Annotated in this window: 13 protein-coding genes; 10 read left to right on the plus strand and 3 right to left on the minus strand. The window is 69.3% G+C overall.

Annotated elements, in window-relative coordinates; genetic code table 11:
* Positions 1-5: 5 nt before the first annotated feature.
* From ACWCXX_RS16185 to ACWCXX_RS16210, 6 genes are all read left to right on the plus strand, one after another.
* Positions 6-2,966, plus strand: a complete 2,961-nt coding sequence (locus ACWCXX_RS16185) for a helicase-related protein (protein ID WP_451127574.1) — start codon at positions 6-8, stop codon at positions 2,964-2,966.
* Positions 2,966-7,084, plus strand: a complete 4,119-nt coding sequence (locus ACWCXX_RS16190; RefSeq protein ID WP_451127576.1) for an Eco57I restriction-modification methylase domain-containing protein — start codon at positions 2,966-2,968, stop codon at positions 7,082-7,084. Before ACWCXX_RS16185 ends, ACWCXX_RS16190 begins: the two co-directional genes overlap by 1 nt.
* Before the next feature lie 135 nt (positions 7,085-7,219).
* On the plus strand, positions 7,220-7,819 hold the full coding sequence (locus tag ACWCXX_RS16195; protein ID WP_451127578.1) for a hypothetical protein: 600 nt from the start codon (positions 7,220-7,222) through the stop codon (positions 7,817-7,819).
* 104 nt (positions 7,820-7,923) lie between these two features.
* On the plus strand, positions 7,924-8,436 hold the full coding sequence (locus ACWCXX_RS16200) for a hypothetical protein (protein ID WP_451127580.1): 513 nt from the start codon (positions 7,924-7,926) through the stop codon (positions 8,434-8,436).
* 252 nt (positions 8,437-8,688) lie between these two features.
* A complete protein-coding gene (locus ACWCXX_RS16205; protein ID WP_451127582.1) occupies positions 8,689-9,051 on the plus strand; it encodes a hypothetical protein in 363 nt (120 codons plus the stop codon).
* Between the two features lie 78 nt (positions 9,052-9,129).
* Positions 9,130-10,776, plus strand: coding sequence for a hypothetical protein (locus ACWCXX_RS16210; RefSeq protein WP_451127584.1), 1,647 nt, complete (start codon positions 9,130-9,132; stop codon positions 10,774-10,776).
* A 53-nt stretch (positions 10,777-10,829) separates the two neighbouring features.
* On the opposite strand, the gene ACWCXX_RS16215 is transcribed toward ACWCXX_RS16210, so the two are convergent.
* Both ACWCXX_RS16215 and ACWCXX_RS16220 read right to left on the minus strand, forming a co-directional pair.
* Positions 10,830-11,021, minus strand: coding sequence for a DUF397 domain-containing protein (locus ACWCXX_RS16215; protein WP_451127586.1), 192 nt, complete (start codon positions 11,019-11,021; stop codon positions 10,830-10,832).
* Positions 11,018-11,899: a helix-turn-helix domain-containing protein gene (locus tag ACWCXX_RS16220; protein ID WP_451127587.1), complete on the minus strand. Its 882-nt coding sequence runs from the start codon at positions 11,897-11,899 to the stop codon at positions 11,018-11,020. The genes ACWCXX_RS16215 and ACWCXX_RS16220 overlap by 4 nt, the downstream gene beginning before the upstream one ends.
* A 173-nt stretch (positions 11,900-12,072) precedes the next feature.
* On the opposite strand from ACWCXX_RS16220, the gene ACWCXX_RS16225 reads away from it, so the two are divergent.
* The 4 genes from ACWCXX_RS16225 (at position 12,073) to ACWCXX_RS16240 (ending at position 17,918) form a co-directional block, all read left to right on the plus strand.
* Complete coding sequence (locus ACWCXX_RS16225; protein ID WP_451127589.1) at positions 12,073-12,534, plus strand: ATP-binding protein; 462 nt, start codon at positions 12,073-12,075, stop codon at positions 12,532-12,534.
* Positions 12,535-12,666: 132 nt separating this feature from the next.
* Entirely contained in the window at positions 12,667-14,484 is a 1,818-nt protein-coding gene (locus ACWCXX_RS16230) for an AAA family ATPase (protein ID WP_451127591.1), read from the plus strand.
* A complete protein-coding gene (locus ACWCXX_RS16235; protein WP_451127593.1) occupies positions 14,481-15,770 on the plus strand; it encodes an McrC family protein in 1,290 nt (429 codons plus the stop codon). The genes ACWCXX_RS16230 and ACWCXX_RS16235 overlap by 4 nt, the downstream gene beginning before the upstream one ends.
* 12 nt (positions 15,771-15,782) lie before the next feature.
* Positions 15,783-17,918, plus strand: coding sequence for a UvrD-helicase domain-containing protein (locus ACWCXX_RS16240; protein ID WP_451127595.1), 2,136 nt, complete (start codon positions 15,783-15,785; stop codon positions 17,916-17,918).
* Positions 17,919-17,976: 58 nt separating this feature from the next.
* On the opposite strand, the gene ACWCXX_RS16245 is transcribed toward ACWCXX_RS16240, so the two are convergent.
* On the minus strand, positions 17,977-19,632 hold the full coding sequence (locus tag ACWCXX_RS16245) for an HsdM family class I SAM-dependent methyltransferase (RefSeq protein WP_451127597.1): 1,656 nt from the start codon (positions 19,630-19,632) through the stop codon (positions 17,977-17,979).
* Positions 19,633-19,860: the final 228 nt, after the last annotated feature.

Genomic DNA, 19,860 nt, shown 5'->3' on the forward strand with positions numbered 1-19,860 from the left:
ATCTCATGAGCCTCATGTACACAGCCGGCTCCCTGGTCGCCGCCCGTGGCCGGGAATGGGTGGTGCTGCCCGAGAGCGCCCCCGACATGCTGGTGCTGCGCCCCCTGGGCGGGAGCGAGGACGACATCGCGGCCGTCTTCCCCTCCTTCGAGGAGGTGCGCCCGGCCGAATTCGCGGCACCGGGCCCGGACGACCTGGGCGACCAGCGGTCCGCCGGTCTGCTGCGCACGGCGCTCCGTATCGGCTTCCGTTCGGGCGCGGGCCCGTTCCGTTCGCTGGCCTCGATCGCCGTGGAGCCGAGGGCCTACCAGCTGGTCCCGCTGCTGATGGCGCTGCGGCAGCGCACCGTGCGGCTGCTGATCTCGGACGACGTCGGCATCGGCAAGACGGTCGAGGCCGGTCTGATCGCCAAGGAGCTGCTCGCACAGGGCGAGGCGGCCCGGCTGGCGGTGCTGTGCTCCCCTGCGCTGGCCGAGCAGTGGCAGTCCGAGCTGCGGGAGAAGTTCGCCATCGACGCCGAACTGGTCCTGGCCTCCACGGTGTCGCGCCTGGAGCGCAACCTGGAACTGGGCCAGTCCCTGTTCGACAAGCATCCGTACACGATCATCTCGACGGACTTCATCAAGTCGACCCGGCACCGCGAGGACTTCGTACGGAACTGCCCCGACCTGGTGATCGTCGACGAGGCCCACTCCTGTGTGGCCGCCGACGACACCACGCAGGGCTCCGCGTCCACTTCGAACCAGCTCCGTTACGAGTTGCTGCGCAAGATCTCCGCCGACACGGGCCGGCATCTGCTGCTGCTGACCGCGACCCCGCACTCCGGCAAGGAGTCCGCGTTCCGCAACCTGCTCGGCCTGGTGCGGCCGGAACTCGCGACGCTGGACCTGGAGTCCCCCGCGGGACGGGCAAGGCTCGCCGAGCACTTCGTGGCCCGCAAGCGCGCCGACGTCCGCGACTACCTCACCAAGGAGGACGGACTCGCCGACGACTCCCTGGCCGAGCGGACCGCCTTCCCGTCCGACCGCTGGACGAAGGACGAGCCGTACAAGCTGACGCCCGCCTACCGGGCGCTGCTCGACGACGCCATCGCGTACGCCCGCGACCGCGTCGCGACCGCGGGCGAGCAGGGCAGGCGGGAGGCGCGGATCGCCTGGTGGTCGGTGATCGCACTGCTGCGCTCGATGGTCTCCTCGCCCGCGGCCGCCGCGCAGACCCTGAAGACCCGCTCCGAGTCCGCCGCCGCCCGCACCGCGCAGGAGGCGGACGCGCTGGGCTTCCCGGTGGCCGCCGATTCCGCCGACAACGACCGGCTCGAAGGCATGGACGTCGCGCCGGGCGCCGCCGAGTCGGAGGAGGCGGGCGCCCGGCTGCTCGAACTCTCCCAGCGGGCCGCCGAACTCGTCGGCCCCGCCGGGGACGCGAAGCTGAAGGCGCTCACCCGGCACCTGAAGAGCCTGATCGCCGACGGCTACCACCCCATCGTCTTCTGCCGCTACATCCCTACCGCCGAATACCTCGCCACGCAGCTGGAGGGCAAGCTCGGCAAGAAGACGAGGATCGCCGCGGTGACCGGCACCCTGTCCCCGCAGCAGCGCCTGGAGCGCATCGAGCAACTCGCCGCCGAAACCACCGAGGAGGCCGGCGACCCGGCCGTCCGGCGCGTCCTGATCGCCACCGACTGCCTCTCCGAAGGCGTCAACCTCCAGCACCACTTCGACGCCGTCGTCCACTACGACCTGGCCTGGAACCCCACCCGCCACGACCAGCGCGAGGGCCGTGTCGACCGCTACGGACAAAAGCGCGACCAGGTCCGTGTCATCACCATGTTCGGCGAGGACAACGGCATCGACGGCAAGGTCCTGAAGGTGCTCTTCGAGAAGCACCGGCAGATCATGAGGGACCTGGGCATCTCCGTCTCCGTCCCCGACGAGACCGCCTCCGGCGTCACCGACGCGGTGGTGGAGTGGCTGCTGCTGCACGGGCGGCAGGGCAGCCAGGAGAGCCTGTTCGAACTGGACAACCACCAGGAGTCGTTCGACCGCATCGAGCGCGAGTGGAACTCGGCCGCCGAACGCGAGAAGACGTCCCGTTCCAAGTACGCCCAGCGCGCGATCCACCCGGAGGAGGTGGCGCGCGAGGTCGCCGCCGTACGGGCCGCGCTCGGCGGCGCCGAGGAGGTACGCGACTTCGCCCTGGAGGCGCTGGGCGGCCTGGACACGCTGGTCCGCGACCCTCGTGACGGTACCGGGGACTTCACGGCCCAGCCCGGTGGCGCCCCGGCCGGTCTGCGCGACGCGCTCGCCGCCACGCTCGGCGGACGGCTCGTCGAGGAGGACCGGGAGATCCCCTTCCGCACCACGCCCGCGGTCGCCCGCGGCGAGGCCGCCCTGGTCCGCACCGACCCGGTGATCGGCGCCATCGCCTCGTACGTCCTGGACTCGGCCCTCGACGCGAACACCCCCGGCCCCCGCCCGGCCCGCCGCTGCGGCGTGGTCACCACGGACGCGGTCACCGTACGCACCACGCTCCTGCTGGTCCGTTACCGCTTCCACCTCACGCTCCCGTCCCGCAACGGCGAACGGCAGCTGGTCGCCGAGGACGCCCGTCTGCTCGCGTACGAGGGAATGCCGTCGCGCGCGCGTTGGCTGGACGACGACGCGACCGCCGCCCTCCTCGCGGCCCGCGCCACCGCCAACACCCATGAGCAGCTGGTCCGCAACCAGATCACCAAGGACCTGAACGGCCTGCCGGACCTCGCCGCGCACCTCACCGAGTACGGCACCCGCCTGGCCGCCGAGCTCGACGCCTCGCACCGCCGGGTCCGCAAGGCGAACGAGGAGATCGTCCGCGGCCTGAAGGTCGTCCCGCAGGAGCCCGCCGACGTCCTCGGCGTCTACGTCTACCTGCCGCAGCAGCCCGCCCCCGCCGCGTCCGCCTCTACCGTGTCCGGAGCCGAAGCCTGATGTCCGCCGCCACCCGCACCGCCCTGGCCTTCACCGCCGTCACCCCGGTCGGCGGCCTGCTCCCCTCCGACATGCTGCTGCGCATCGCGGAGACCCGGAACCTGCCGGGCACCAAGCCCGCCGACTACGGCCTGCCCGCCTCGGTGCCCGTACGCAACGAGGCCGAGCGCGCCTGGGAGTACCTCAAGCCGCTCTGGCGCGACCTGCGCGCCGCGCTCCCCTCCGACGCCGTGACCGGCGCGCCCGCCGCCGACCCGACGGGCCGCGCCGGCACCGACTGGCTCGCCCAGCTCTTCCGCAAGCTGGACTTCGGCGCACTGACGGAAGTCGGCACGGCGGGGATCGGGGCGGACTCCGACCCGGAGAAACGCTTCCCGGTCTCCCACCGCCACGGCCCGGCCCTCATCCACCAGGTCCCCTGGAACCAGGACCTCGACAAGCGCCCGGCCCCCGGCCAGGTCCCGCCGCAGTCGATGGTCCAGGACTGCCTGAACCGCACCGAGGCCCACCTGTGGGCGATCGTCACCAACGGCCGTCGGCTGCGCCTGCTGCGCGACTCGTCGTCCTTCTCCACGGCGGCCTACGTCGACTTCGACCTGGAAGCCCTCTTCGACGGCGAGCTGTTCAGCGAGTTCGTGCTGCTGTACAGCCTGTTGCACGCGTCGCGGTTCGCGGTGGCGGAGGGGACGGCGGCGTCGGGGTGCTGGCTGGAGAAGTGGCGCGCCGAGGCCGTCACCTCCGGCACCCGCGCCCTGGACCAGCTCCGCCTGGGCGTCCAGAACGCCCTGACCGTCCTCGGCACCGGCTTCCTGCGCCACCCGGACAACGGCGCACTGCGGGAGAACACCGACCCGAAGGCCCTCCGGGACGCCCTGCTGCGCCTGGTCTACCGCCTGCTGTTCGTCTTCGTCGCCGAGGACCGCGACGCCCTGCTCGACCCGGAGGCCGACGACTCCCGGCGGGAGGCGTACGAGCGGTACTTCTCCTCCGCCCGGCTGCGCGAGCGCGCCCGCCGCCGCCAGGGCACGGCCCACGGTGATCAGTACGAGGCCCTGCGCATCGTCCTCGAAGCCCTCGGCAAGGAAGGTGGCCGCCCCGAACTGGCCCTGCCCGGCCTCGGCGGCCTGTTCTCCCACACCGAGACCGATGCTCCGCTCGACGGCCTGAAGCTGTCCAACGAGTCGCTGCTCTCCGCCGTCCGCCACCTCGCCCAGGTCCGCGACCCCGGCGCCCGCCGCTGGCGGCCCGTCGACTACCGCCACCTGGACGCGGAGGAGCTCGGTTCGGTCTACGAGTCCCTGCTTGAGCTGGAGCCTAAGCACTCCGCGGCGGACCGCTCCTTCGAGTTGGTGGAGGTGGCGGGCAACAGCCGTAAGACGACCGGCAGTTACTACACCCCGTCCTCGCTCATCGAGTGCCTGCTCGACACGACCCTGGACCCGGTGCTGGACGAAGCCTTCAAGCGGGGTGACCAACGGGCCACCGCCGCCGGCCGTCCCGACCCGGCCGACGACATCGTCGCCGAGCTCCTGTCCCTGACGGTCTGCGACCCGGCGTGCGGCTCCGGCCACTTCCTCGTCGCGTCGGCACGGCGTATCGCCAAGCGGGTGGCCTCGGTGCGCGAGCACAACCCGGAGCCGACGGACGACGCAGTACGCCACGCCCTGCGCGAGGTCGTCGCCCGCTGCATCTACGGCGTCGACCTCAACCCGATGGCCGTGGAACTGGCCAAGGTCTCCCTGTGGCTGGAGGCGATGGAACCGGGCAAGGCGCTCGGCTTCCTCGACGCCCACGTCAAGCACGGCAACGGACTGATCGGCGCGACGCCGAAGCTGCTGGCGGACGGCGTCCCCGACGACGCCTTCAAGCCGATCGAGGGCGACGACAAGAAGCACGCCTCCGGCCTCGTCAAGCGCAACAAGGCCCAGCGCGGCGGCCAGGACGAACTCCTCTTCGACACGGAGCCCCTGCCGGGCAACGAGCGGTACGCCGTCGAGCTCTCCCGGATCACCGCCGCCCCCGCCGACTCGCTGGAGCAGGTACGGGCCCAGGAGTCCGCCTACCGCGCCTACACGGAGTCGGCTGCGTATGTGCATGACCTGCACGCCGCCGACGCCTGGTGCGCGGCGTTCGTGTGGCCCAAGCACGCGGGCGCGCCGGAGGCCCCGACCGACCAGGTGTTCCGGGCGCTTCGGGGCCGGGACCAGTCGGCGGTGTCGGATGCGACGCACGAGGAGATCCTGCGGCTGCGGGACCAGTACCGGTTCTTCCACTGGCACCTGGAGTTCCCGGAGGTGTTCGCCGTCCCGGAGTCGGGTGTTGGTGTGCAGGGCGGTACGGGGTGGGCCGGCGGGTTCGACGCGGTGGTGGGGAATCCGCCGTGGGAGCGGGTCGAGATGGTGGAGCACGAGTTCTTCGCCCAGCGGGACCCGCGCATCGCCGAGGCCAAGAACTCCGCCGCGCGGAAGCGGCTCATTGCCGCGCTGCGCGACGACCCCGACGGTGTGCGCCTGTACGGCGAGTTCGAGGACGCCAAGCGGCGCGCAGAGGGCGAGAGCCACTTCCTCCGCAGCAGCGACCGCTTCCCGCTGACTGGTCGAGGCCGCATCAACACGTATGCCGTCTTCACGGAGACAGACCGGGCGCTGACGGGGCCGCGGGGGCGGACGGGCGTGATCGTGCCGACGGGGATCGCTACGGACGCGACTACGCAGTTCTTCTTCAAGGACCTGGTCACCAAGGGACACCTAGTCGCGCTGTACGGCTTCGAGAACGAGGAGAAGGTCTTCCCGGGCGTCGACCACCGCGTGACCTTCGCCCTGTTCTGTATGGCAGGTTCCGGCTCTCCCGACGCCCCGATCTCCATCGCTTTCCGAGTTCGTCAGACCGAGCAGATCTCGGAGCGCTCCTACCCCCTGACAGGCCGCGACATCCAGCTCCTCAACCCGAACACCGGCACGTGCCCGGTTTTCCGGAGCCGCCGGGACGCCGAGATCACTCTGGGGATCTACCGCCGCGTACCGGTCCTGATCAACGAAACGAAAATGGCAGGCGGGAACCCCTGGGGAATCTCGTTCACACAAGGCCTGTTCAACATGGCAAGCGACTCCCCTCTGTTTCGCCCCGCCGCCCAGAACAACGAGACGCTTGACGATCTCTTCAAGGCGGGCTGGACCCTCGACGGCAACAGGCTCGTCCAAGGTATGGAACGCCTGCTCCCGTTGTACGAAGCGAAGATGCTGCACCACTACGACCATCGTTTCTCCACGTACGAGAACGCCACGGAGAAGCAGCTTGCCGTGGGCGCCCTCCCGCGCTTCACCGTGGAGCAGCATCAACAGGCCTCCGCCGTACCGCTACCTCGCTACTGGGTGCCGGAGCAGGATGTTCCGACCGGCAAGGTCGACAAGAACGGCAAGCCGATCGTAGAGCCGGGTGTCCGCAGCCGTCTGGCCGCCAAGGGGTGGGACCGGGAATGGCTCTTCGGCTGGCGTGACATCTGCCGGGCGAGCGATGAACGCACGCTGATCGCGGCGGCTGCTCCCGCTCACGGCTTCGGCCACAAGTACTTGCTGGCCCTCGCTCCGCAGGCGGCACTGCTCACTGCTGTCTGGTCCTCATTTGTCGTTGACTACGTGGCTCGGCAGTCCGTCGGTGGCACTTCGATGAGTTACTTCATCGTGCGGCAGCTGGCCGTCCCCACCCCCGACCAGCTCGCACCCCACGCGGCGTTCATCGCCCCTCGCGTCCTCGAACTCACCTACACCGCAACCGACATGGCGGGCTTCGCCCGCGACCTCGGCGACACCGGCGCCCCCTTCATCTGGGACACCGACCGCCGAGCCGTCATCCGCGCCGAGCTGGACGCTCTCTTCTTCCACCTCTACGGCATCACCCGCGAGGACACCGCATACATCCTGGACACCTTCAACGTCACCCGCGACAACGACATGAAGGCGCACGGCGAGTACCGCACCAAGAACCTGATCCTCGCCGAGTACGACCGGATGGCCGCCGCCGGCCTCACCCTGGACAACCCGCTCGACGAGTCCCCTGCCGGGACATACCACTCGCATCTCACCCCGCCTCCGGGCCAGGGTCCCCGTCACGCGGCCTGAACCCAAGACGGCTGGCAGAGCCATGCAGCTGGTCGGCCCGCTCCCAACAGTCGCGGGCCGGCTTCGCACCCGTACAAGACGCCACCCTCGCTCGCCCCGCGTGCGTAACTCACCATGACACAAGAGGATTTCAACGTGACCGACAGCGCGTCCTCCGGGCCCGACGGATCCGCCGCCCAGGCCCCCGAAAGTCCCGCCACCCAGCCCCCGATGCCCACCGCTCCCCCCACGCTGCCGTCCGCCACTGCGGGGCCCTCCTCCCCGGGGGACCCCAGAAAGTGGCCGTTCATTGCCATCGCCGTATGCACTGCCCTGCTCACCGGCGCTGCCGGCTTCTGGTGGGGAAGCAACGACGTCAACGACTCGGCCGGACCGTTGGACCATGTCGAGATATCGGGCGGCAAGCTGACCGAGGGGGAGGTCAGCGAGGACTGCGACGACCACGACAGTCTCAGCTACAACGACTGCGACTCAGGGACCACGTACAAGTTCAAGTACAGAGTCAAGAACGAGGGCGACGGGATCGCCAGCTACTCCGCAGTCGTGAACGCCTTCGACGAGGACGGAAACTTTATCGGTCAGGACTACGTCCTGGTCAGCCATCTGGCCCCGGGCAAGACAAAGTCCGACGAGGGTGAATTCAGCACGTACTCGACACTCGAAGGCGACAACGAGCTCTCTGACATCGCCACTTTGAAGATCGCCCACGTGGAACGCACTGCGCTCGCCAATTGAACCGGCAATTCTTGTGGCAGGTCACCGGTCAAGCCGGCGACCTGCCACAGGCGATGAGGGTACTTTCCGATAGCGCGAGACGGAGAGGCAGGCGAAGGAGCAGTATGAAATATAAGAACGAAGCTCAGCTCATGCGGGAACTTGGGATCGATACCTGGAGACATCTCTCCAAGGACAAGATGATCAGATTCGCTGCCATGATGCCCGACATGGATACCGAAGTAGCTCTGAAGGTCGTCGATCAGTTCCCCGCGTTCAAAGAGTTCGCCAAAGAGGCCCTGGACACCATACACAAGTCGCACGAGGCCACACTCTCAGCCAACAAGCACAGCATGGATCAGGTCTTCCAGGCCCTCCAGAAGAACAGGGAAATATTCGAACGCGAACTCAGCAAGGACGATCTGAGCCGGGAAGAGAGAAAATTCCTCCTTGAGCTCATCCAGGAAACTGGAAGACTTGCCTGCCAGAAGGACAGTGAGAACAAGAAGTTCCTGGACGGAATGCTCAAGAAGGCCATCGTCGGTGTCGGCTCCGCACTCGCCCTCGGTGTCGTTTTTGTCGGAGGCAGAATAATGGCCCAGAACAAGGAAGAACCCAAAGAATCCCTGGGGTCATGAGTTCGACAACGTTATTACCCCCTCCTGCACTTCCGCGATTACAGCCCCAGCGCAGTCAAGGCGCTACGAAACACCTCGACGTGATACCAAAGGAACCAGCCCCAAGTGGTACGTCGAAGCCAGAGCAGCAACCCCCGTCCGGCCATCGTCCTGACCTCGGGTACGGACTGAGGCACCCGTACCGCCGGGCAGCGGCGGCGCAGCGGGGCCGAGTCCCCCACACCCCGGCGGCAGCCCGCGAAGATCAAGGCGTTGCAGCAGACCATCGGGGTGGCGCGCATGGCGATCAACAGCAAGCGCCGGCACCAGGCGCGTTACGCGCTCAGCCGGGCCCGGGTCCTCGTCAACATCCTTCCCGCCAACGTGGCCCCCCAGGAGCGCGAGCAGCTCTCAGCGCTCCGCAAGAAGTATGCGGCACGCAACACGCCGACTGCGAAGAACGTCAAGCAAGCGAAGTCGACACCGGCCAGGCGTGCGGGTGGCGAGAAGTCCGCCCCGAAGAAGTCCCCGGTGAAAAGCGCCGCCCGGAAGCCGAAGCCCGCGCCTGTTCGCAACCTCGGCGACCGCTTCATCAACCGCGCGGCCCTCGGTTACGCCCCTGCCGACGAGGCATGAGGGGCCCCTCGTCACGGCATTCGGCACGACCTTCATGACACGCACCTCACGTCTCACGCCCTTGAGAGGGGACCACCCATGGAACCACGCGGCTACCGCATGGTCGTTTCGACCGACTCGGACTACGTAGACACATGTGCCGTCGCGGAGCGGCAGCTGATCGGATGGCTTCGCGACAAGAAATACGACCCTTCCGGGCTGGACGAGGGGCGGACCGAGATCGCCGCCCACGCCACCCTCGATCGTGACTCCGAATCCGGCAGGAACGGCGCGTACAGCCGGTGGCGCATGCGCGAGAAGCCCTCCGCCACCTCGGGCACCTGGCAGTCGACGCTCATCGTGCGCTCCGGGCTCCCCGAAGACGAAGGCCGCACCTGGGTGCAGGTCGACATCGAACACCAGCCGGCCAACGCGGGCGAATTCCCCACCCCTGCCAACACTCCGGGCATCGCCCGTTCTCTCCTCGATGCGCTGGAGGCTCGCGACGGCCAGGCCGACGTCACCACTGCACCGGCCTTCATCGAGGCCGACGATGTGGACGACCTGCTCGAAGAACTGTGCGACGCAAACCGTCGGATGCCCGTCGTCATCGCCACCGTGCCGTACGGGAAGAACCCCGACGAGTGGTCGCGTTCGGTCGTGGAGCCGCTCTTCCGCAATCTGCACGGGCTGGCTGTGCTGTACATCCTCGCACCGGATGCGCAGGCCAAGTTCAACACAGAACTGGAGTACCACCCGGTGTTCGGCGGTGGCGTCCGCACGTACGTACCAGGGCTCGATCCGGCATGGAAGCCGGACGCACAGCGGCATCCTGTGATGTCCCGCCGGACCATCGAAGCCGGTACGCGTCGCGCTGCCTCGATACTCGCCACGCTCCCGCAACGGCTCGCCGCGCGCCACGTGCTGCCCGCCGCCCTGCTGAGTGTTCCGCGACAGCGGGCACGGCTTCGGCCGAGCTCGGACGGCGCGGACATCGCCCAGCTCCGTAACGACAACGCTGCCCTGACCTCGCTGCTGGACGAGGCGGAACAGGAGGAGGCGAGGCGCGCCAACGAGATCAACGATCTTTACGCGGAACTCGCCAAGGAGGAACGAGAAAGCAACGAACTGAGGGGCGAGAACGAGGAACTGTACGACAAGTTCCAGGAATCCCAACGTCTCATACGCTTCCTGCGTGAACGGCTGGAAGCCGCAGGAGAGTTCGCTGCGGCCTACGATTCGGGCGAAGCCCCCTCCATCACCTACCCGGAAACCTTCGCCGACCTGCTCGACCGGCTGAAAGAGCTTCCCTTCATCGCGTTCACGGGCAACCGCAAGATCACCCGAGGGCTCGACAGCCAGTCGGTGGACAACTGGCTGAACGTGGCCTGGGACGGCCTCCTGGCGCTCAACCATTTCGCCGAGGCCTCGGCCGGCGGCAAAGCCTCTGGTGACTTCCTGAGTTGGTGCAAGTCCGAGGCCTCCGGCGCCTTCCCCTTCCCGGCGGCCAAGGTGGCCATGCGGGAGTCCGACACCGTCGCCAGGAACGGCAAGCTGCGCAACGAGCGGATCCTCCCTGTCCCGGAGACAGTCAACGCGGACGGCCGGGTCTTCATGCAGGCCCACATGAAGATTGGCGGAGGCAACACCGTCGCTCCGCGCCTCCACTTCTATGAAGACGGCCCCCGGTCCGGAAAGGTCTACGTGGGCTACCTCGGCCCGCACCTGCGCAACACGCTGACCTGAGCAAGGGAGGGTGTGCCGCCGGTCGTTCCACCGGCGGCACCCCACTCGTTCGGTCAGCTCCCCGACACGAACCTCACGAAGGGCGCCCACTCCGCGCGCCCCACGGCGAAGGCCGGGCGTGCCAGGTCCTTGGAGTCCCGTACGTGAACAGCCTCTTCGGCGACTGCGATTTCCACGCAGCTGTCGCCCTGGGTGCCGCTGTAGCTGGACTTGAACCAGGCGAGTTCCGTCGTACCGCTGCTCATAGCTCTCCTCGCAGTCGCTCCAGCAGGTCCCGGGATTCCTTGGGGTTCAGGGCCTGCGAGCGCAGTGTTTCACAGCGGCGGCAGAGCAGACTCACCTCTTTCGGGCTGGAGATGAGCCGCCCGTTCTGCTGCCCCTCGGAGTATCCGAGCCGCTTGCCGTCCGGAGTCTCCAACAGCTGAACCGGCCCGTCCAGGCAGCCGTGGAACTCCAGATCCATCGGCACCACCTGAAGCGTCACGTTGCGCGGGGCGGTGAGCTCAAGGACATGATCCAGCATGCTCGCGTGCACCTCCGCCCCACCCAGCCTGCGCCGGAACACATGCTCCTCCACGATAAAGCTGAATGGCACGGTCGGCCGCTCTCGCATCATCCGTTGCCGCTCCATCCGTGCGCTGAGCTGATCCTCGGTCTTCTCGTCGGTCAGCAGCGGGATGCTGTTGTCGAACACCGCCCGCGCATACGCCTCCGACTGCAACAGCCCCGGCACCAGCCGGCACTCGTACGTGCACAGGCTCACCGCCTTCCGCTCCAGCCGGGCCCAGCGCCGGAACCACGCCGCGAGGCCGACCTCGCCGCGGCTGAGGTGGCCGGCCGCTTTCCGCAGGGCACCCGTGTTGCCGAGCGCCCCCTCCGCGCGCTCGACGAACTCCTCGTCCGGCATGCGGCGGCCCAGCTCGACGGACTCCACGGTGTGTTTGGAGTACTGGACGAGGTCGGCGAGCTCGGCCCGGCTGAGTCCCGCGTGTTCGCGCAGGGCCTGGACGACCGCGCCGAACGTGCGCAGACTGTCCGACGGATGGGGTTCCCGCTCCCCTTCCCCCGCCTGAGCCGTCCGGGCTTCGGCGTTCCCGGCCGCCTCCCCTTCGACAATATCCATCCGCCGCTCCTCTCTTCGCACCCGCACCCGCGGCAGCTCCTCGCCACCGTCACGTTCCCCACCCAGCGTGACAGCCGACCTCGCGTACCACCTACCGAATGTGCCCGTACGCTGACTCCGCGTACGGGGTGCGGCGCTCGCATCCGGCCATATCCGGCCGCCACGATGACGCCATGAACCAACCCCTTCCCCAACTGGACGTTTCGCAGCACGTCTTCACCCAGCTGCTGTCGTCCACGCGGCGCGGCGCCCGGCTCGCCCGGCTTCTCGGCGTGACCCAACTGCGGTCCTGGGGCGTCCCGCAGGACCTCACGGAGCGTGCCGAGCTCGTCGTCGCGGAGCTTGCCGCCAACGCCGTCCTCCACGGCTTCGTGCCCGGCCGGAGCTTTCGGCTGACGCTCACGTTCGACGCCTCGCCCGGCCGCCTCCGCGTCGACGTCACCGACGCACGCGGGGAGCGACTGCCCCGCTTTCCCGACGAGTTCCCGCATGAGGGCGCCGCGTCCGGCGCGCTCCACACCGGCGGTCGCGGCCTCACACTCGTTGCCGCGCTCTCCGACCGCTGGGAGACGGTCCCCCATCCGCCCAGCGGCAAGACCGTTCGGGTCGAACTGACCTCCGTGAGCCGTGGATGAACTCAGCGGCAGGACTCCGTCCGGAAACCGCCCCCATCCGGTCACGCGCAGCACCGCAACAATCGATTGACAGTGTCAACAGGTAGGCTGTGCGAAATTCGCGCAGGCCTCACCTCGCCCGGAAGGTCACCCATGTCACAGCCCGACCGTCTCCCCGGCACGCCCGACTTCCGGATCAAGCTCCCCAAGGACGGTGGAGAGGCGCACGGGCATCTGCTCACCGAGTTCGGCGGGAACGGCACGAACAAGTTCCTCCTGCACGAGGGATCGTTCGTGGTGGCGGAGACATCGCCCAGTCTCCACGACCACGGACGCCGCATCCGTACGGAGTTGCGGGCGAGCGGCGCGCTGGTCGACGTCCCGGCGGACCCCGACCGGTCCGGGACGCTGCCGCGCTGGGTGGCCACCCGGGACATCCCGTGCAACTCCTCCTCCGCCGCGACCGCGCTGGTATACGGCTACCACGCCTCCGGGCCGGAGTCCTGGCGGACCGCCGAGGGCCACCCGCTCGCCGACTACCTGTCCACCGCCTGGCGCGCTCCGCGCAAGGCGTGGCTCGTGCGCGGCAACAACGTCTCGGGGCACAACCTGGTGCGGCAGCTGTGGCTGAAGGAGGGGTTCGTCTCGCTCGCCGGTGCGCATCTGCCGCCCCTGGAGGAGACCGATCCGACCAAGAGCACACTTCGTCGCTTCGTCGAGGACGGGTACGAGGGGGCGGCCTCGTACAACCAGAAGCGCGGTCTCGTCGACGAGTTGCACGGATTCCTGACGCAGATGCGCGTCGGCGACACGGTGGTCACCATAGGCGACGGCCGGCTTCATCTCGGACGGATCACCGGGGAGGCCGTGCAGACCGGTTCCCCGGGCGGCCTGTCCAATCTGCGGCGGACGGTCGCCTGGGAGCCCGACAGCCACCCGTACGAGGAACTGCCGGAGGAAGTGCAGCAGAAGCTGTCCGCGCAGCATGACGTCATCGACCTGACCGGTGTCCTGGAGGCGCTGGACGGGCTCGTCGGCCCCACCGAGCCGGCCGCGTCCGCCGACCCCGCCCTGCGACCCGTCACCGAGCGGCCCGTGCCCCGGGAGCTGGTCCTTCCGGACGTGACCGACGCCCTCGCCGCCGACCTCCTCGTCCACAAGAAGGAATGGCTCGATGACGTGCGTGAACTGCTCGTCGACGAGCGTCAGTTGGTCTTCTACGGCCCGCCCGGCACGGGCAAGACCTATCTGGCGATGAAGCTGGCCGAGCACTTCGGCGGCGGTCCCGAGCAGGTCAAGATCGTGCAGTTCCACCCGTCGTACGCCTACGAGGACTTCTTCGAGGGGTTCCGGCCCGTGGAGGACGACGAGACACGGGAGGTCGCCTTCCGGCTGACGGCGGGGCCGCTGCGGGAACTCGCCGATCTCGCCTCCCGCGAGGGCAATCGGCACGTCCCGCACTTCCTGATCATCGACGAGATCAACCGGGCCAATCTCGCGAAGGTCTTCGGTGAGCTGTACTTCCTGCTGGAGTACCGGAAACGGTCCCTCCGTCTCACCTACTCCGGAGACGATTTCGCGCTGCCTCCCAACCTGTTCGTGATCGGCACCATGAACACCGCCGACCGGTCGATCGCACTGGTGGACGCGGCGATGCGGCGCCGTTTCGCATTCGTGGAGCTGTCCCCCCGTACCGAGCCGACCGCCGGGCTGCTCGCGCGGTGGCTGGAGAACGAGGGCAGGGACGGGGAACCCGCTCGTCTTCTCGACGCCCTCAACGCCCGCATCGACGACCCGGACTTCGCCATCGGGCCCTCCTACTTGATGAAGCCGGGCGTGTACCGCGAGGGCGGTCTCGACCGCACCTGGCGCACGAAGGTCCTCCCGCTGCTGGAGGAGCACCACTACGGCGAGGGGCTCGACGTCGCCGCCCGCTACGGACTCGACTCGCTGCGCGAGCAGCGCCCGTGACCGCGTCCGCAGCCGCGTCCGTGCCGGATGTGACGCTGCGCGAGTACGGGCCCGCACTCTCCGTCCCACTGACCGCCGAGGCCGGGCGGGCCCTTGCCGCCGCCGGAATCCTGCAGAGCGCCACCCCGGACCCCCGCAGGGAGGGGCACTGGCTGCTGCGGGCGGGCAGCCGGGTCGGCGCCGTGCGCACTCCCGGCGGCCCGGTCCTGCGGATCATGCCCAAGACCCCTGTGAGCCGGCTGTTCTTCCTCCTCGGCTTCGGTCTCGACCCGGCACGGGCCTGGCGCGACAGCCGGGAGGGCACCGTCGACACCGGTGCCCACGACGACGTCGTACCCGCGCTCGCGCACGCCGTGGAGCGGCAGGTCGACGCGGCTCTGCGGCAAGGGGTGCTCCAGGGCTACCGCGAAGTGGAGGAGACGGCGCTGGTCGTGCGCGGGCGGATACGCGAGGCCGAGCAGATCCGGCGGCACTTCGGCCGGACACCGCCCGTGGAGATCGCGTACGACGCGTTCACGACCGACACCGCCGAGAACCGCATACTGCGCGCCGCCGTCGAGCAGCTGCTGCGGCTGCCGGGAATCCCCGGCCCGGTCCGTCGGCGCCTCGCCCATCAGCGTCTGCGCCTCGCCGACGTCCAGCCGCTGGTGCGGGGGCAGGAGCTACCGCTCTGGCAGCCGTCGCGTCTCAACTCCCGCTATCAGCCGGCACTGCGGCTCGCCGAGGCCGTGCTGCGCGGCACCTCGCCCGAGCACCGGCCGGCCGGGGCCGAACCACTCGCCGTGAACGGCTTCCTGCTCGACATGAACAAGCTGTTCGAGGACTTCGTCACGGTCGCGCTGCGCGAGGCTCTTCGCGAGCACGACCTGACCGCGCGGCTCCAGGACCCCCACCACCTCGACCTCGCGGGGCTGGTGAGGATGCGCCCCGACCTCGTCGTCCGCACCGGGGACGGTCGTACTCCGGTCGCCGTGGTCGACGCCAAGTACAAGGTCGAGAAGGCCGACGGGCTCCTCAACGCCGACCTGTACCAGGCCCTCGCGTACGCCACCGTGCTCGGCCTGCGCGAGGCCCACCTCGTGTACGCGGCCGGACGACAGCCGGAGCGCTTCCACGAGGTGCGCGGCACGGCTGCCGGACAGGACCGGCGAGGAGTGCGCCTGTACCAGCACAGCCTCGACCTCTCCCGTACGCCTGAACAGCTCCTGTCGACGATCCGGGAGCTCGCCGGAAAGCTGGCCTCGGCGGCACCGCGCCCTCGTTCGTCGGCCACCATCACTCGGTAAGGAAGTGACGTCATGCCTCGGCTCGCCTTCGCCCAGAGCTTCTGGGACGGCTACGACATGCTGGAGAAGCCGGTGCGAGCCGGCGTACGCAAGGCCATGGGCAAGTTCCACGCCCTGACCGTCGCCGAACTCAACGCGGACAAGGGCCTGCATCTGGAGTCGGTGAACAACGCCCGTGACCCGCGGATGCGGACCATCCGCATCACCGACTTCTGGCGGGGTGTCGTTCTCGCGCCCGACGACGGCAGCGATGTGTTCCTGCTGGTCAACGTCCTGCCGCACGACGACGCCTATACGTGGGCGGCGAAGCGGCTGTACAGCGCGAACACGGCGACCAGGGCCCTGGAGGTGCGCGACGCCGTCGCCCTGGACGAGCTGACCCCGCTGTACGAGACGGCTGCGGCGGGCGCGCCCAAGCTGCTGTTCGCGCAGGTCTCCGACGGCACCCTGCGCGAACTCGGCCTCGACGACCAGGTCCTGCGCGCCGCGCGTTCCCTGGTCGACAAGGCCCAGCTGGAGGCGTTCTCCACGCTGCTGCCGGAGGACCAGCTGGAGGTGCTCCAGTACCTCGCCGAGGGCTTCGGCCCGGAGGAGGTCTACCGGGACGTCGTCGCCGTCCGCCGGCCCGCCGACGCGCCCGCCGAGCCGGTCGAGGACCTGGCCACGGTGATCGCCAACACCTCGGCGCGCATCCGCATGGTCACCGGGCCGCAGGAGCTGGAGGAGGTGTTGCAGAAGCCGTTCGAAGCCTGGCGGGTCTTTCTCCACCCCTCCCAGCGGCGCGCCGCCTACCGCACCTCGTACGGGGGTCCGGTCCAGGTCACGGGCGGGCCGGGAACGGGCAAGACGGTCGCCGCCCTGCACCGGGTCAAGCATCTGCTGGGACGCAGCGAGGACGGCCGGATCCTCCTGACCACGTACACGAACGCGCTCGCCGCCGGACTGCGCGAGATGCTCGGTCTTCTCCTCGACGAGGACGAGGAGCTGCTGGCCCGGGTCGATGTGACGACGGTCGACGCCTACGCCAACGGGGTCGTGCGCGCGAAGTCCGGGGCGGCGCCGCATCCGATCGGGGACAGGGAACAGCGGCAGTTGTGGGAGAAGACCGTCAAGCAGCTCGACCTGCCGTTCACCGCCCAGTTCCTCGCCCAGGAGTACCGGCACGTCGTACTCGGTCAGGATCTCCGCGATCTCGACTCCTACCTCGGTGCGAGCCGCCGGGGCCGCGGCACCGGCATGGGGCCCGCGCGCCGCCGAGAGGTGTGGAGCGGCGTCGAACGGTTCGAGCAGTTCCTGCGCGAGCGCGGCGAGACCACACATCTGCGGGTCTGCATCCGCGCGGCGGACTTCCTGGCCGGTGATCCAACCCCCTACGCCCATGTCGTCGTCGACGAGGCGCAGGACCTGCACCCCGCGCAGTGGCGGGTACTACGCGCCGCCGTGGCTCCCGGTCCCGATGACCTGTTCATCACCGGTGACCCGCACCAACGGATCTACGACTCCCGGGTGTCGCTCGGTTCCCTGGGCATCGCCACGGCCGGCCGCAGCTTCCGGTTGCGCGTCAACTACCGGTCCACCGAGGAGATTCTCACCTGGTCGGCGCGGCTCCTCGCGCCCGTCACCGTCGACGCGCTGGAGGGCGAGGGGACGGACTCGTTGACCGGCTACCGCTCCCTGCTCCATGGACGCCGCCCCCAGGTACAGGGGTACGGAACCCGGCAGGAGGAGACCGATGCCCTGGTGGAGCGCGTCCGGTCGCTGCTCGCCGACGGCCTCGCGCCACACGAGATCGGCGTGTGCGCGCGCTTCAATCTCGCCCTGGACGCGGCCGAGGACAAGCTCAAGGCCTCCGGTGTTCCGGTGCTCCGGGTCAAGGGGCAGTCCGCCCCGGGAGCGCAGGGCGTACGGCTGGCGACCATGCACGCGATGAAGGGGCTGGAGTTCCGGGCGGTGTCCGTCCTCGCCGTCAACGAGGGCACCGTACCGTTCGCCCGCGCCGTCACCCCACGTGAGGCAGACCCTCTCCAGCACGATGCCGACCTGCTCCGGGAACGCTGTCTGCTCTTCGTCGCCTGCACACGTGCACGCGAGTCGCTGAGCGTGACATGGAGCGGGACCCCGAGCCCGTTCCTGCCACGGCCGGCCTGACCGGCACGGACACTGACCGGTGCGGGGGCACCCCCGAGGGATGCCCCCGCACCGTGCTTCACTTCTCCGGCGTCAGGGCGCCCGTGGCGAGGCCGTCACGGGCGACTTCGGCGAGCTGCCTGCTCAGCTCGTCGACCTTGCGCATGCCTTCCTCGAACTCGGAGACGGCCCGGAAGGCGGAGCCGTAGCGGCGCTGCTCGTCGATGCCCATACGAGGGATACGTGCCCCCCGGATGTCGAGGCGGTACGTCCCACTGGCGCTCGTGGACCGGCGGGTGTTGACGGAGCTCCGCAGGAAACCCCGAAGGTAGTCCGTGTCGAGTTGCTCGCTGGCCGAGACCGGCTCCGATCCCTCGTACGCGACGAGCCCGGCGCCGGCGAGATCCGCGACACTGGTGGTCGCACCGTCCAGCGAGCCCGGCCCACCCCCGACCGCCAACTCGGGCAGGAGGGCGGCGAGTCGACGGATCAGATCCTCCAGTTCCCGCCGCAGGGCCGTGTACTCCCCGGGGTAGTCGCGGTGCTGGGAACGGAGGTGCCTGCCCGGGGTGAGGTCGACGGTGTCGTCGAGGAGTTCGATCAGCGGCACGTCGGCGACCTGGTCGGGGCGTGGGTCCAGACCGCCGTCGGGGCCATTGCCGGTCAGGTCGATCATGCGCACGGTGCGGTTCGTGTCCGCACTCGCCGTGCGCTCGGGACGCCGCAGACACCACAGGTGAACGGGCAGGGCGTGAGAGGTCGCCGTCCCGGGCGGCAGAGCGATCACTTGGCACAGAATGCCCCGGCGTACGAGTTCCGCCCGGATGCGGCGGCCCGCCTTGCGGTAGGCGACCGAGGCCGGCATGACCATGAGAACCTGGCCGCCCGGCGCGGCATGCGCATACGCGTGCTGGAGCCAGGCAAGCTCGCCCTCGGCCTTGGACGGGGTACCGAGCTCCCAGCGCGAGTCGAGCAACAACTCCTCCCGCCCCCACTCGGTCACACCAGCCGGCGGGTCGCAGACGACGAGGTCCGCCTTGAGATCCGCCCATTTGTCCGCACGCAGGGAGTCCCCTGCCACGATGCGGACTTCCGACCGGCCCAGAAGATCGGCGCGGAGTTGCGCGAAGCGGGCGCTGTCGGCGTCCACCTCCTGACCGCGGCAACGCGTGCCCGGCCGGGAGGCGACGGACAAGAGCAGCACCCCGATTCCGCAGGCGGGGTCGAAGACCGTGGCGCCGGAAGGAAGTTCGGGAGCGAAATGGCGGACGGCACGCACCACGCGCTCGGGAGTCACCTGCTCCGATCCCGCGCGCCGAGCGGAGTCCACGAACCGTTCGGTCAGCCCGTTCACCAGGTCGGCGGGCGCCGCTGTTCGAGCGAGCTTCCGTACCTGAGGGGCGACGTCGTCCGACAGCCCCGGTGCAGGCTTTCCGGCCAGCGCCGCGGCCACCTCCGCCAGACCCGCGACCATCTGTTCCCCGTACGCGGCCCGCAGAGCCTGCCACAACTCGACCTCGGGTGACATCTCCTGGCCTTTGCGCTGCCTGTCCAGCCATTCCTGGACCTCGACGAGCGCGAAGAGCGGACTGTTCGCGGCGCCTCCCGCCGGAGCCGGGAAGTCGGCGTAGCGCCGACGCCAGTTGGAGACAGCAGCCCGTGTGACACCGGCCAGCCGAGCAATCTCGGCGCCGGTGACCAGGGGGCCGACCGGTGAAGCTGCATTATCCGTCATACGCCCAGCGTACACGGGGCATCATCACCACTCCAGAGTTAAGTCTGTTGACAACGTACACAAGCAAGTGTCAACATCTTCCGTGTACCTGGTCCGCCCTGGGCGGGTGCGACTGCCGCGCGACCTCGCCACAGCCGCCTCGTCCCGTCGCGCCCCACGACGCGGGGCCGCCCAGACCTGCGGCACCCGTCTTCGCCCCGTAGTCCCTGCACAGCCACCAGGGCGAAG

The organism is Streptomyces sp. NPDC001732, from assembly GCF_053596315.1.

Bases quoted from the DNA above. Each gene is read 5' to 3' on its own strand.
- ACWCXX_RS16185 (WP_451127574.1), top strand. From the start codon at position 6: ATGAGCCTCATGTACACAGCCGGCTCCCTGGTCGCCGCCCGTGGCCGG.
- ACWCXX_RS16190 (WP_451127576.1), top strand. From the start codon at position 2,966: ATGTCCGCCGCCACCCGCACCGCCCTGGCCTTCACCGCCGTCACCCCG.
- ACWCXX_RS16200 (WP_451127580.1), top strand. From the start codon at position 7,924: ATGAAATATAAGAACGAAGCTCAGCTCATGCGGGAACTTGGGATCGAT.
- ACWCXX_RS16210 (WP_451127584.1), top strand. From the start codon at position 9,130: ATGGAACCACGCGGCTACCGCATGGTCGTTTCGACCGACTCGGACTAC.
- ACWCXX_RS16215 (WP_451127586.1), bottom strand. From the start codon at position 11,021: ATGAGCAGCGGTACGACGGAACTCGCCTGGTTCAAGTCCAGCTACAGC.
- ACWCXX_RS16220 (WP_451127587.1), bottom strand. From the start codon at position 11,899: ATGGATATTGTCGAAGGGGAGGCGGCCGGGAACGCCGAAGCCCGGACG.
- ACWCXX_RS16225 (WP_451127589.1), top strand. From the start codon at position 12,073: ATGAACCAACCCCTTCCCCAACTGGACGTTTCGCAGCACGTCTTCACC.
- ACWCXX_RS16230 (WP_451127591.1), top strand. From the start codon at position 12,667: ATGTCACAGCCCGACCGTCTCCCCGGCACGCCCGACTTCCGGATCAAG.
- ACWCXX_RS16240 (WP_451127595.1), top strand. From the start codon at position 15,783: ATGCCTCGGCTCGCCTTCGCCCAGAGCTTCTGGGACGGCTACGACATG.
- ACWCXX_RS16245 (WP_451127597.1), bottom strand. From the start codon at position 19,632: ATGACGGATAATGCAGCTTCACCGGTCGGCCCCCTGGTCACCGGCGCC.